Raw genomic sequence first — 13,937 nt, forward strand, 5'->3', positions numbered from 1 at the left:
AAGTGTCATTTATTTCTTATTTTTTTCCAGAAAAAAAGATTTAAAAATCACTTGCATCCAAAATGAAAGCGTGTTAGTATATGTGCAAAGCTTAATACCGGAATACATTTGACGTGTTACTGATAATGCAGGCAAGATCAAATGTACACTTTACTAACCATGGGAAAGCTGTGCTTTTTTCCTTGGGTTAACTGTGTACGTTTGATCTTTTTTTGTGTCAATGTGTATTCTTCATATTTTATCCGTTGGCCAGTGGATTAATTTATAGCGAGGGAGAAAAAGACATGAACTATCAACAGGTGGCGCAGGACATTTTAAATAACGTGGGTGGAAAGGAAAATGTTTCCGGATTAACCCACTGCTATACACGTTTGCGTTTTACTTTATACGACACAAAAAAAGCAGACAAGGCGAATTTAGAAAAGATGGACGAGGTTATCTCGGTCGTAGAGAACAGCGGGCAGTATCAGGTCGTTATTGGAAATAAGGTGGCAGAGGTACATGATCAAATTCAGCTTCTTTTAGGCGATTTGAGCAAAACAGAAGATAAAAAAGAAGAGAATAAAGGGTCTATCGGAAGCCGGATTTTAAATACATTTACATCGATATTTATTCCGATTATCCCGGCGATTGCTGCATCTGGAATGCTGAAAGGAATTCTGGCGCTTGCAGTTATGATTGCTGCTTATTACTGGAATGTGGATATTAAAGAATATAATACGTATAGGATATTGGATGCGACTTCCAATGCTTTATTTTACTTCTTCCCGATTATGATTGGTTATGTAGCGGCGAAAGTATTTAAAGCAAATGAATTAATTGCAATGGTGCTGGCAGCAACTTTATGCTACCCTGATCTGGTTGAAATAATGACTGGAGATGCAGCCATAACCTTTTTAGGTCTTCCTGTAACATTAGCAAATTACACATCAACAGTTATCCCAATCATTATTGCAGTATTTATCATGGCATATGTGCAACGCTTTTTCGAACGCATTACGCCTGAGGTTTTAAAAATTATTATGGTGCCGACCTTTACGCTATTAGTAATGGTGCCGGCAACCTTAATCGTTTTCGGACCTATCGGAATTCACTTAGGTAACTTCATCAACTGGCTGTATTATATCATTATGGATATCAGCCCAACATTATTAGGTGCTTTTATTGGCGGAATCTGGTGTGTGCTTGTTATCTTCGGTGCTCACAAAGCAATCCTGCCAATTGGAATTAACGATGTAGCACAAACTGGCCAGCAGAATCTATTGGCATTTGCAGGAGCTGCTAACTTTTCCCAGGCAGGAGCTGCTGCTGGAGTATTTTTAAAAACGAGAAATAAGAAATTAAAAACATTATCCGCAACTGCAACCGTAACAGCCCTTTTCGGAATTACCGAGCCGGCCATTTACGGGGTTAACCTCCGTCTGAAAAAACCGATGATTTATGCGGTGATCAGCGGGGCGATAGGCGGCGGTCTGATGGGCTGGGGCGGATCCTATGGTACAGCCTTTGCCAACCAGGGATTTTTAACCATTCCCGTCTATATTGAAGCAGGTACAAAAGCGTTCCTATGTTATATTATTGGTATTGCCATTGCTTTCTTTGGGGCTGCGGCTATGACGATGTTATTTGGTTTTAAGGATATTCCTGAAGAAGAGGATGCTACGGATGAAGGGTTTGATGAGGCCAAAGAGGATACTCCAAATACCGTAACAGACGCAGAAGTAACCATTCCTTCACCCGTCCAGGGAAAGCTGATCCCATTGTCCGATGTAAAGGATGAAGTTTTCGCATCAGGCGCATTAGGAGAAGGAGCAGCGGTTTACCCGACTGCAGGTGAGGTAGTAGCCCCAGCCAACTGTAAGGTATCCGTTCTCTATCCGACCTTACACGCGATCGGGCTGCAGCTGGAAAATGGCGCTGAATTATTAATTCATATCGGCTTTAACACCGTGGAATTAAATGGTGACGGATTTGAAGCACATGTAAACGCTGGTGATGAGATAAGTAAAGGAACTAAAATTGTCTCATTTAATATAGAAGAAATAGAAACAAAAGGCTATGATCTCACCACCCCAATGGTTGTCACCAATTCTTCACAGTTCCAAGGTGTCTCCATTGTAGAAAGTAATTAGGATAGAGCTGCTTAATAAATAATTATTTAAAAATATATAGGAGTGATGATAATGACAAACTATTTCAGCAAAGATTTCTGGTGGGGAGCTTCCTCCTCCGCCTTTCAGGTTGAAGGAGCATGGGACGAGGATGGCAAGGGCAAAACGGTAGCTGACTACAATGCTTTCCAAAAATCAGATGTACAAGCAGATACCCGCGTTGCCAGTGATTTCTACCATAACTATAAAGAAGATATTCTTTTAATGAAGGAACTTGGGTTAAAGGCTTACCGCTTCTCTATTTCCTGGGCGAGAATTATTCCAGATGGAGACGGAGAAGTGAATCAAAAAGGAATAGATTTCTATAATAACGTGATTGATTTCTTAATAGAGAATGATATTATTCCATTTGTAACGCTGTATCACTTTGACCTCCCATTTGCCCTTGTTGAAAAGTACAATGGCTGGGAAAGCCGTGATTGTGCTTTCGCTTTTGAAAGGTTTGCCAGAACCTGTTTCGAAGCTTTCGGCGATCGTGTAAAGCATTGGCAGGTGCATAATGAACAAAATCTTATGATTCGTGTTAATATCCGCATGAATATGTATGATGTGCCAAGTGAACAGGCTGAAAAAGTAAGAGCACAAATGGATTATCATATGTTTCTAGCACATGCGCTCGCTACTAACGCTTGCCGTGAAATGCTGCCAGGTGTACAAATCGGACCAGCCGTATCTTCAACGATGACGTATCCAAGCTCGAACCGCCCGGAAGATGTATGGGCAGCCAGAATGAATGATAATTTCAAAACAAACTATGCCTTGGAAATGTATTGTTTCGGAGAGTATCCGGGATACTATAAAGAATATCTGAATAAATGTGATATTTATCCGGAAACAAAGCCAGAGGATGAAGAAATTTTAAAGGCATCGAAGCCGGATTATATTGCCGTAAACTACTACCGTACTTTGGTAGCCAGCTATCTTCCTGCGGATGAAGCTCATCCATTTGGAACAAAGAAAAATGATATTGATTTTGATTTATATGGATACTTTAAAATTGAGAAGAACCCAAATCTGGAAGTAACAGATTACGGGATTCAAGTAGATCCAACAGGCTTAAGACTTTTACTAAATGATTATTATGAAAAGTATCGCTTACCGATGATTATCACAGAAAATGGCTTAGGAACTGGCGATCAGCTAACAGAAGATGGTAAAATACATGATGACTACCGTATCGAATACTTGGAGGATCATATTGCTGCTTGTAATGATGCTATTTCAGATGGTGTAGAGCTGTTTGGGTATTGCCCATGGTCTGTCATGGACCTGCTAAGCTCCCGCCAAGGCTTCATGAAACGCTATGGTCTGGTTTATATAGACAGAGAAGATTTTGACCTCAAAGAATTGCGACGAATTAAGAAAGACAGTTTTTACTGGTATCAGGATGTTATTAAAAATAATGGATTAAATTAATCAGCAAAGGAATAGGAACGTGGCCATGCAGATCGTAAAAGTGATGAACAATTCCTTAGTATTGGCAATCAATGATTCAGGAAATGAATACATTTTAATGGGCAAGGGAATCGGATATAAGAAATCAATTGGCTGCAACATTCAAGATTCTGAAATACAGAAAACATTTATCCTAAAAGACAAAACAATTTTGAAGAACTTTATCCAGCTGGCAAGTGAGCTGGATGATACGTATTTTAATCTTGTGAAGGAAATCATTGAATTTGCGACAAAAGAATACGACATGGAAGTGATGGATTATTTATATCTATCCCTGTCTGATCATATTTCATTTGTTGTCCGCCGATTTCATGAAGGAAACCTTGGAGAGAAATTTAACTATGTTGAGGTTGTGAAATACTATCCAAAGGAATATGCAATTGGTAAATTCGCAGTAAGCCTAATCAATCAAACCATGGGTATTGAGCTGCCGGAAAGCGAGGCCTCTGCCATTGGAATGCATTTTGTCAATGCGCGTTTAAATTCAGAATCCTATAACGAGGAAGCGCAAATTGCCAGACTGATCGATCATCTTGAAGCAATCGTTCAAAGAAAAGCCAATGCCAATTTCGACAAAGCTAGTCTTTCTTACACAAGATTTATTACGCATTTAAAGTTTTTTGCGGAGAGAATCATAAAAAATCAAATTTTTAGAGATACCGATACAGACGTACTATTTGATCAATTGAGTCAATCAATGGAGCTGGAAAATAAGATCATTGAGAGCATTACGCATTTTGTGAAGCAAAAATATAATATTGATTTAAGTCGACAGGAGAAGCTTTATTTAATTATTCATATTAACCGGATCTTAAGAGTTGAACCGGATAAATCGTAAGTAACTGCTGTTATAAAAATATCCTCACGGGCTAAAGCCTTTGAGGATATTTTTATCTGATAGAGGGAATTCGTTACCTTCTTATGCAAGGGATTTAAAATCACAAATGCTTATTCCGCTTCGCCGACAACTGTAAAGCGCTCATTTATATGCTTTGGATTTTCAATTTCATCTAATACCGCAATAGCATAGTCTGCATAGCTGATGTAGCTTTTACCTTTTGAATTAACTAAAAGATTATCTTTTCCAGACTGATAGGAGCCGGATTAGTAAAAGTTCAGCCTGGAATTGCAGGAGCTGAACTCGCAAAGAATTTATCTGATATAACATTGTTTGAATGTCGTTTTTTATTTACTATTAAAATCCTTCAGTAATTCAGTTGTGGGGGATGAACTTGTAAAGACCGCCGCGGCGGTACAACAAGGTGCCTTGTATTTCACACACCTCATTATTTTATTCATCTATACCTGAACGTATTTCTTCCGATTCCTCTAAAAATTCACCAATCAGAGCTATTACCGAGCCGGCAGTTTGTATCCAGCTTCCCGCAACTCCAAGCTGTCCTTGATTTATGCTGTTTCCATACAGCACTTGAACACCGCTGAAGGCCTGCAGAGCATTTCCAATACCTTGTAACAGATTTCCAATGATATTCTCCGCCCTGCCCTCCTCTGTACTATCAAAAAATTCATCCGCAAGTCCGGTAAAACTTCCTAAAGCCTGTATCCAATTTCCTGAAATGATTAATTTTTGTTCTGCCTCTGTATCAGATGTGCCATAAAGCAGCAGTCCAGTAATAACCGCTGAATTACCGACAGCCTGTATATTATCTCCAAGTCTTTCAAGCGAAGGCCCGCCCTGCCCGTCAGCTGATAAGGCACTTCCCAACGCCTGCAGTACATTTCCTATCAATCTCCATTGATAGCTTTGATTTTGATTGAAATGAAATTGCGGCGTACTGCCAATAGCTGCTTGTATGGTGCCAATTGTTGAGAGAGAATTACCAAGTATTTCTTTCCAATGGTTGTTCATATGTAAGCCATCCCCGCTCATATTGGTTCTGATTATTGTATTCTTTGTTGGGGTGTTTGGTTCGTTAGATATGAACAATATTTTAATCCGTCTCCTTTAGTTCCCCTTTCATACAACGGCTTAAAAAATCTTTCATCTTCTCTTCAATGTGACCTTCAACTGTCTTTAACCTAAGGATCGGGATATTTACCCTGTTTAGAATAGCATTTTTTTGAGTATCTCTTTCTATTTGAACAGGTTCATCATGACTGCCTCCATCAACTTCAATAACGCCTAAAGGAGCCTTACCCACTTTGTAATAGATTACAAAATCGCAGTTGGATTTTTGCTGCATAAATTCCTTTTCGCGTGGTGTAAAGGAATTATTCACTATAGAAACAAGTTGGATTAAATCTACTTGCATATGAAACTTTAATAATTTAAAGTTATCTTGATTCAGAATATCTTTTAATAGTAGACGAACAATTTTTTCTGACTTTTTCTGAGGATCTGAATAATCTAATCGGGCATTTAATTCATCCAATGACTTGTCGTATTCATCATAAAGTAGATCAAATGCCGACACTACCGGGCTATCATAAATATGCTCTGATTTTGCATAATATTTGATATATCTTGTTAGAGCCGCAATACTTTGATTATTCTTTGTAAAAACTTCATTTCCAGTTACTAATGTGAATTTATTAATTGCTCTTGAAACAGCAACATTGATTAAAGAAGGATTGTCTACAAAGCTCATATGCTTTTGACTATCCTTCTTTTTATCGAGAACTGTAGAGAATATAATTTCCTTACACTCTCTCCCCTGAAATTTATGTGTTGTATCTTTCGTAATTTCTTGCGGAAAATATTTTTCGGATAAATTCACTTGTTTTCTATAAGGAGCAATAAAACCGACATTATCTTTATCACTCCATCCAATTTCCAATATCGATTCAAGTTCCCTTAGATTGGTAAGATTTCTTGTATGGGTTCCTTTTGATGTAATAATTAATTCAATGGAAGACTCTCCGTTATCATGTGTCATTGGAATAAGCTGGTTATCGTAAAATTGTTGATTACAAAACTGAATAATTCTCGGATGGCATCTATAATGCTCTTTTAACATTGTCGAAGGAACTTCTTCTTTGAAAAGCTCAACAAAAGAATCCAATAAGCTATATTTGCCACAGTCATAATATTCAGCCGGGCAACTAACCTCTGCTTTTTCAGGTATATGAGGTAATTGCTTGCGATCACCAACAACAATTACATTCTTTGCACAGCCTAAGCTCAAAATCCCTGGTACAATATCCTGTTGCGAAGCTTCATCAATGATAATATAGTCTAATACCGCTCCATCAGCGATTGAATTAACGATAGAGTGCGTGCTGCTTCCTATTACCGGAAACCGCTTTATGAACTTACTAAACTCTTTTCTATTTTTATAGCTTTTAGTTGTAAAAGGCTCTGTCGATGATAGGATTGTTTCTGCCAACTGATTTTTTAAGTATTTCATGGAATTAACGGTTAGCTCTTCAAGTAAGTTTTGGAAGCCACTTTCCTTTAACTCCTCTTCACATTCATTTAATTGTTGTTCTTTTTGCTGTAGCATCTTGTCGTAATAAGCAAATTGCAGTGAATAAATAAAATTTATACGCTCAGAGTAATTACTTAAGAATCGGGTTCTAATTATTTTGAATTCTAAGAGCAAACGGCATTTATTTTTAAATGAAACCCGTTCTTTCAATAGGGTGTTAATGTAAGCCATTAAATCAGTTATTTTTTGAGGTCTCAACTTATATTTTCCCAAATCCTTTAACTCGACAGATGTATTCTTTTTTAACCATTCCTCCAAATACTGTTTTTCGATACTTAGTTCGTTAATTTCCGCTATCAGTTGAGAAGCTGTGTTTTTTGTTTTCAAATGCCGCTTTATTTTTTCGAGCATATTATCTATTGCTTCTATTTGAATGGTTTCATTTGCTGTTTTAGCGGAAGGCGGTTTTCCTATATTAGCAAAAAAAGCATCTTTATTATCAGCGTTTCCAAGCTTAGCAACCAAATACTCCAAATCATCTTTCGCCATTTTTTCATAGACGTTCTCAACAGCAGTATTATTGTTTGAAACAACTGCGACCGTTTTTTGATTTACTAAAATATTAGATATAATATTAAGGATAGTTTGTGTCTTCCCTGTTCCTGGAGGTCCTTCTATAATACTTATTTGAGATGAAAAGGCATTTTTGACAGCTTGAAATTGACTTTCATTCAATCCAAACGGGAATATAAGATGCTCTAACGCAGTTCTTGTTGTATTTTGCCCATAGCAGTATGCATGTAGCGCTGTTTCTGAATGAGGAGTAACCTTTTCTAGTTGACGAAGGATATTTTGAGCTATAGGTTTATTTTTCTGATCAGCGTTTTTTACTCGTTCTTTTGTAACATTTAGGAAGTAAGAGAACACGTCTTCATTTTTAAAATTACTTTCAGAATTGATTTCGATGTCTGCTGATTTCATTATGTATGACTTTTCCGAAGCTGGATATTTTATTATCACATACTTATCTCCATATTCAACAGCACTTTCTATATTTTGATATATATTCTGCTCTCTACATAAAAGCGTCCCAGTCAATTTTTCCTGTGGAGTAATGCTGCATTCTTCTATAGGTAGAGTAAATTCTTTTCCTGATGGAAACTTTACTGACAGCATTACTTTTTTATCCATTTCTTTGTACCAAAGCCGCCAATCAATTATTTGGTTTGTCTTGTTTTGTCCTTTCATAAAAATAGTAACCATTATATCCCGACACACCTTTTATTTATATATTAATCCCAATTATAACTAAATATTGGTATTTATTCTATTATTGTATTAAAATCATAGTTTATTTGCTGAAAAACTCAATCAATTACATTGCACTTGCCTTTATGGAGCATTTATAAACAGTGTCTCCAAAAGACCGGACATCGCTGAGATAATCGTATCCTTCCGGCGAACCATAACGATTGAACATTCTTACGGCTACTACATTTTCCTCTGGAATGACGAGCAGCGTTACATTTGTATAACCAAGTAATTGATAAGAACCCTTTGGAACTTTATCGCCTATTTGGTTAAAGGTGTTATTTGTGTCTTTTACAAACCATAAAAATCCATTCTTATGAATAGGAAGATTTGGATTCGGAGTCTGAATGGATGTTGCCATCTCAATGATTTCTTTAGGAATAATCTGTCTTTCACTCCACTTCCCTTCTTTTAAATGAAGGTATCCCCATAAGGCCAGCTCTTTTGCAGACACATACATATTCATTCCGGAACCATCTGCTACATCCGTTTCGGTCCAGAAGATGTTATCAGCATCTCGAATAGTATCTGTAATTTTGGAATGAGGCTGGCTCATCTTAATCCATTCTGTCGATTGAAAGCCGGCTGGATTAAGAACCTGTTCTTTTACAATATCAGCAATAGATTGCCCCGTTGTATTTTTGATAATCGTTGCCAGCAATTCGATACTTGGACCTCTGTATGCCCATGATGAACCAGGTTTATATTCACTTACTAATTTACCATCCGCTATTTTAAGGCCATGTGTATGAGTTAATAAGTGGCGAATAGTAACACCTTCATATGCGGATAAATGCGCGTCTTTAACGAAACGGCGAATTGGATCATCCATGGAAAAATAGCCATGATATATCGCATAAGCAGCTGCAAATCCAATATAAGTCTTTCTTACAGATGCAATGTGGAATTGGGTATCTGCTTGAACATCCCAAGCATGTTTCGTATTCGATTGTTTACCAAAATAAGACTCTGTTACGATTTTGTCGTTATGGATAATAAATAGAGCACCACCACTGGAACCCATCTTTTCAGCACTTTCTTTTACATGAGTATGTACATCTTCAAACAAGCTTGCGTATTCTTTTTTTAATAGCAATTTATCCACTCTCCTTTAAAAATAAAGAAAGTGCCCCCAATACAATATGATTGGAGGCACTGCGCAACATTACTGTTTTTAACCGTAAGGACACCAACATAAGTTATCTCACTTATGTCACCTGTATAATTATTATGAGTGTAGCATGGTACAATATTTATTGCAATAATCTGTTAATAAATTTAAAATCGTGTACACTTTAATTAAAACTTGCTTTAGATAATATTATATTAATTTACTTGGTTTTGTTATTTCATGTTTAATGCATAATAAAAGTACAGAGTATTGCAACCAAAATGTTAGAAGGTTGCACAAATAAAAAAAGGCTTGCCAGCCCTAACAAAATACTCTACCGTTAATAGCGACTAAACAAATTAATGGTGGAGGTAAGTGAAAGGATGCTAGCAATGCCCGAAGTTAATCATATCAAAAATTTACGTAATAATAAATCACTATCAATTAATGAAATAGTAAAAAGAACAGGTTTTGCTTGGAAAACCGTTAAGAAATATGCGGATGAAGATCAATTACCCGAGGAAAAAACACCCATAAAAAAAGGTATGATGTATGAAGAAGAGTGGGGAGAAATTGTTTCTGATTGGCTAATGGAGGACCAAGCACTTAAAAAGAAATTGCGAAGGAATAATAAAAATATATTTGAAGAATTACAGCGATTAAAGTTCCCGGGTTCTTATCGAACCGTTTGTAACTATATCGCTGAATGGAAAGATAAAATGTTAGATGAAACTGACACAGTAAAAGAGGAATATGATAGGTTAACACATCCTCCGGCGGAAGCCCAGATAGATTTTGGAGTTACAGAAGTCGTACATGAAGGGAAAGTAAAAGATACGCATTGCTTGGTCTTGAGTTTCCCCTTTAGTAATGGTGGATTTGTAGCACCCTTACCGGCAGAAAATCAAGAATGCTTTTTGGAAGGTATTAAAATACTTTTTGAACAAGCTGGCTTTGTTCCAAGGACACTGTGGTTAGATAATCTATCAGCTGCCGTTGTAAAAGCTAGAGTTCATAATCAGGAAACCATTTTCAATGAGGGTTTTCAACGGTTTGCCAATCACTATGGATTTGAGCCGGTAGCCTGTAATCCAAGAAAAGGAAATGAAAAAGGGCATGTAGAAAATAAGGTTGGTTATGTTCGATATAATTTCTTTACGCCATCACCCGTTGTTCAGGATCTGACACACTTACGTGCGTTATTGCTCAAACATTGTCAGGATGATCATTTAAGGGTGCATTATAAAAAAGGAATTTGTATCGCGGATCTAATAGAGGAAGAAAAGAAATATGGTCTCGCATTACCTGAGAAAGAGTATCCAGTATTTAATAAAACACTGACTTCAGCTAATAAATATGGTGAGGTAAAAATTGATGGACAGGAAATCCACATACCGAATAGTTATCACTATACACAATTGTATGTAATTAAGTACTGGGATGACTTTAAAGTGATTTCTCCACAAGGAGAGGTACTTTATAAGGGACCTAGACAATATATGAATCGGTCTAGGGAAATTCCATGGCAATTCATTTTGAAAAATTGGATGAGGAAACCAAGATCAATTACCTATTCTAGATACTTCCCATATCTTCCAGGAAGAATCGCGCATTATTTGAATAGTGAATCAATGGAACTCAGAAAAGAACGTGTCGATTGGTTACAGAGCTTCATAATAAAATACAGTATGCAAGAAATAGATGAGCGTTTCTATGAATTGTTACCAGTGGATGATAAAGAAAATAGAAATGAATCATTACATGCTTCGGTTGCACATCCGTATGATATAAATTGGAGTATCTACGACTCTCTTCAACCCTTCAACCATTCGTTGACAGGAGAGGAAGTATAGAATGTCTAATTTGATTAGAGAGAAATGCAAATCGTTGCGTTTAGCATATGTCGCAGACATATACGAGCAGATTCCCTTCGAGAATCCTGAGCAGTATATCTCGGCTTTATTACAACAAGAATTAGAACATAGAGAGGTAGCTAAAGGAGAGCGTTTGATCAAAAAGGCGAAATTCATGAATGAAAAAGAACTAAAGGATTACCGGTGGAGTGAACATATTCGTCTCCCTCCACAATTGGATAGAGAAAGTCTCGAATCATTATATTTTATCGATAAAAAAGAGAATTTAATTTTAACAGGTGCGCCTGGGACTGGGAAGTCTCATCTGGTTACAGCGCTTGGTCGAAAGGCATGTAGATCTGGATATGAAGTCCGTTTCTATCGAGTGGCCGATTTGGTAGAACTACTTGAAAAGTCTTGGAGAGAAGGACGCTTTCAAGCCTTACGCAATAGGTTTAATAAAGTAGAGATGATTATTTTAGACGAGATGGGATATGTTCCATTTAGTAAGGAAGGCGCTGAATTATTATTCCAATTGATATCTGATTGGTATGAGAGGTCTAGCCTCGTGATTACATCCAATTTAGAATTTAGTCAATGGAATAGAATATTTACAGATGCGCGTTTAACAGCTGCATTAGTAGATCGAGTTATTCACCACGCGCACATTTTGAGCTTTACTGGGGATAGTTATCGCGTCACACATGCGCTTTCCAATCATCAATCATAATAAAATACGGGCTGGCAAAGTTCTAACCTTTTCATTGCAATCTTGTAACCTTTTAAGTTGCAAAACACATTTCAGCACACCCCTCAACCAACTTTAATCCCAAAAGCAATCCATCTTCCGTCTATATCTTCAACTACAAATTCTTTATTATTGTAATCTGTATCATTTAATGAACGGACTATCTTCACACCAGAGCTGATCATTTCTTCTTGAAGTTCTTCTTGATTTTTTGTAATAAAGTAAGCATCATACCCATAACCATACAAGTCTCTATTCGGAATTACCTTTTGCCCATTCGTTTTGATTAGAATTATTTCTGTTGTATCACGATACAAACAAATATGGGGCTCATTCGCATTCAAATAAGGAATAGCCTTAAACCCCATTTTCTGTTCATAATAATTTGCGGTTTTGATTATATCCTTTGTTGGAAATATACAATGTGACTCTATTAAAAGGTTCTTCATTTTCTATCTCCTTACATATTGGTTAGATTTTTATTCATTATTTTATTGATCCGAAACACACGCAGACGTATACCAAAATGGCTAAACATACCATTGGTGACTCCTAAATTGATTAGAATTACTATTCTAATTAAGATACAACCAAATTAAGATTTCAAATAAAATAAGGAATATAGTATAGGAAACTACATAATATTCCAAGAATGGAAAACAAATAAATCCCTATTAAAACCGGATTAAGCCTTAACCTGAAAATTTTAACTTTATAATCTGTCCCGCCTTGATACCTATCTGTGACTTGCTGATTATTTCCATGGTAATTACCAAAATAGGAGATAATCCAAGTCAGGCATAATATTAAAAAGCATGCAACAAAGAGCGTATCAATAAAAGAGAAATGGTATACTACAGTTATTGCTAAGATGAATAGTAATTGAATAATCATTGTTATCCCTATCGTTATTACTTTTCTCACTTTCATTACACCACCCTGTTCATTTTAAGTTTAGCTGCAATATAATCCCATAAGAAAGCAATGGAAATAACTAAAGATTTAAAAATTCCTACTATCATTATTCTTGTAAAGCAGTAAATAGGATCTACTCCTTTACTTTAGCTGATTACCATCTCGGCACGAAGTCAAAATTATAAAATGTTATTAACCCCCATGTATGTCATATAAGCTATGTAGGATAATTGAAGGAATGATGGATCTTGTTTTGTACCAAAGAAAAAAAGCAATAAGTGCGAATAAACCAGTTAGAACCGGTTTATCTATATGCAGCAAAGCAAAAATCACAGATTGAACGATTACTCCTGACCAAACTGGAATAAATCTGGATAAGAAAATCATTGCACAAACCCGATTAACCAGCTCCTCCCAAACAGGAATGAGAAGGCAAGAATTTAATAAGTACAGTAAAAATTCCGGAAAAGAAATAAATGTATATCTAAACCCTAAGCTATGGAAATTAACTAACTCCTCATTCATAAAGAATCTATATTTAAAGAAAATATGGTTGAGATAATAAAATAATAAATAAGCCAATACAATCCAAAAATAGGTAGAGATTTTTTTCATTACCGAAAAATCTAATACCCTTGTATACAATTTTCTTGTTGGTTTATAGAGGAAGCTAATCAAAATAATAGCAAATGCTGAAACTATTTTAATAGTACTTGGATATAAGAAATAAGATTTATTTAAAATATCCCCTGCGCTAAAAATAATTATTACTGCAAATATGTATATTAACAAAGAAGTGGTGGAAATATCCTGCCCCAGTTTTTTATATTCATCGTACACCTCATATTTATTAGCGAACAATCTAATTATACCCATTTTAGAGAATATTTCCAATATAATTTTATTGCAAAAATATAAGTCGGAGCAAATTCCTTTGATCTTTTATTGAACCAGACTAATCGATATTGTATTCTCATTGTCTTT

General features: G+C 36.1%; 10 protein-coding genes and 2 pseudogenes. 6 read left to right on the forward strand and 6 right to left on the reverse strand.

Annotation, left to right across the window (positions count from 1 at the left end):
* Positions 1–284 precede the first annotated feature (284 nt).
* The 3 genes from BN1068_RS22845 to BN1068_RS22855 are packed head-to-tail and all read left to right on the forward strand — an operon-like array spanning position 285 to position 4,464.
* Positions 285–2,132, forward strand: a complete 1,848-nt coding sequence (locus tag BN1068_RS22845) for a beta-glucoside-specific PTS transporter subunit IIABC (RefSeq protein ID WP_077605077.1) — start codon at positions 285–287, stop codon at positions 2,130–2,132.
* 51 nt (positions 2,133–2,183) lie between these two features.
* Complete coding sequence (locus BN1068_RS22850; RefSeq protein ID WP_077605078.1) at positions 2,184–3,587, forward strand: glycoside hydrolase family 1 protein; 1,404 nt, start codon at positions 2,184–2,186, stop codon at positions 3,585–3,587.
* Between the two features lie 25 nt (positions 3,588–3,612).
* Entirely contained in the window at positions 3,613–4,464 is an 852-nt protein-coding gene (locus BN1068_RS22855) for a PRD domain-containing protein (RefSeq protein WP_077605079.1), read from the forward strand.
* Between the two features lie 110 nt (positions 4,465–4,574).
* On the opposite strand, the pseudogene BN1068_RS23485 reads toward BN1068_RS22855, so the two are convergent.
* Positions 4,575–4,730: pseudogene (locus BN1068_RS23485) on the reverse strand (NAD(P)-dependent oxidoreductase); the annotation flags it as partial.
* Here BN1068_RS23485 and BN1068_RS24470 point away from each other — a divergent pair.
* Positions 4,716–4,802, forward strand: a pseudogene (locus BN1068_RS24470) (Rrf2 family transcriptional regulator); the annotation flags it as partial. The pseudogenes BN1068_RS23485 and BN1068_RS24470 sit on opposite strands and share 15 nt — an antisense overlap.
* Before the next feature lie 115 nt (positions 4,803–4,917).
* On the opposite strand, the gene BN1068_RS22860 reads toward BN1068_RS24470, so the two are convergent.
* The 3 genes from BN1068_RS22860 to BN1068_RS22870 form a co-directional block, all read right to left on the reverse strand.
* Positions 4,918–5,496 (reverse strand): DUF6944 family repetitive protein, encoded by a 579-nt coding sequence (locus BN1068_RS22860; protein WP_077605080.1) that lies wholly within the window; start codon positions 5,494–5,496, stop codon positions 4,918–4,920.
* A gap of 82 nt (positions 5,497–5,578) precedes the next feature.
* A complete protein-coding gene (locus tag BN1068_RS22865) occupies positions 5,579–8,278 on the reverse strand; it encodes an AAA domain-containing protein (protein ID WP_077605081.1) in 2,700 nt (899 codons plus the stop codon).
* 112 nt (positions 8,279–8,390) lie between these two features.
* Entirely contained in the window at positions 8,391–9,422 is a 1,032-nt protein-coding gene (locus BN1068_RS22870; RefSeq protein WP_077605082.1) for a serine hydrolase domain-containing protein, read from the reverse strand.
* A gap of 380 nt (positions 9,423–9,802) precedes the next feature.
* Between BN1068_RS22870 and istA the strand changes: the two genes are divergently transcribed.
* The gene (istA, locus tag BN1068_RS22875; RefSeq protein ID WP_254846678.1) at positions 9,803–11,290 is read left to right on the forward strand and encodes an IS21 family transposase; all 1,488 of its coding nucleotides are present in this window, start codon (positions 9,803–9,805) and stop codon (positions 11,288–11,290) included.
* Position 11,291: 1 nt separating this feature from the next.
* A complete protein-coding gene (istB, locus tag BN1068_RS22880) occupies positions 11,292–12,020 on the forward strand; it encodes an IS21-like element helper ATPase IstB (RefSeq protein WP_077601273.1) in 729 nt (242 codons plus the stop codon).
* 83 nt (positions 12,021–12,103) lie between these two features.
* On the opposite strand, the gene BN1068_RS22885 is transcribed toward istB, so the two are convergent.
* Both BN1068_RS22885 and BN1068_RS22890 read right to left on the reverse strand, forming a co-directional pair.
* The gene (locus BN1068_RS22885) at positions 12,104–12,487 is read right to left on the reverse strand and encodes a VOC family protein (RefSeq protein ID WP_077605083.1); all 384 of its coding nucleotides are present in this window, start codon (positions 12,485–12,487) and stop codon (positions 12,104–12,106) included.
* 658 nt (positions 12,488–13,145) lie between these two features.
* Positions 13,146–13,814 carry a CPBP family intramembrane glutamic endopeptidase gene (locus BN1068_RS22890; RefSeq protein WP_175637231.1) on the reverse strand — a complete coding sequence of 223 codons (669 nt, stop codon included), beginning with the start codon at positions 13,812–13,814 and terminating at the stop codon, positions 13,146–13,148.
* Positions 13,815–13,937 lie beyond the last annotated feature (123 nt).

Origin of the sequence: Oceanobacillus sojae, assembly GCF_900162665.1 — a bacterium.
Lineage (GTDB): Bacteria > Bacillota > Bacilli > Bacillales > Amphibacillaceae > Oceanobacillus > Oceanobacillus sojae_A.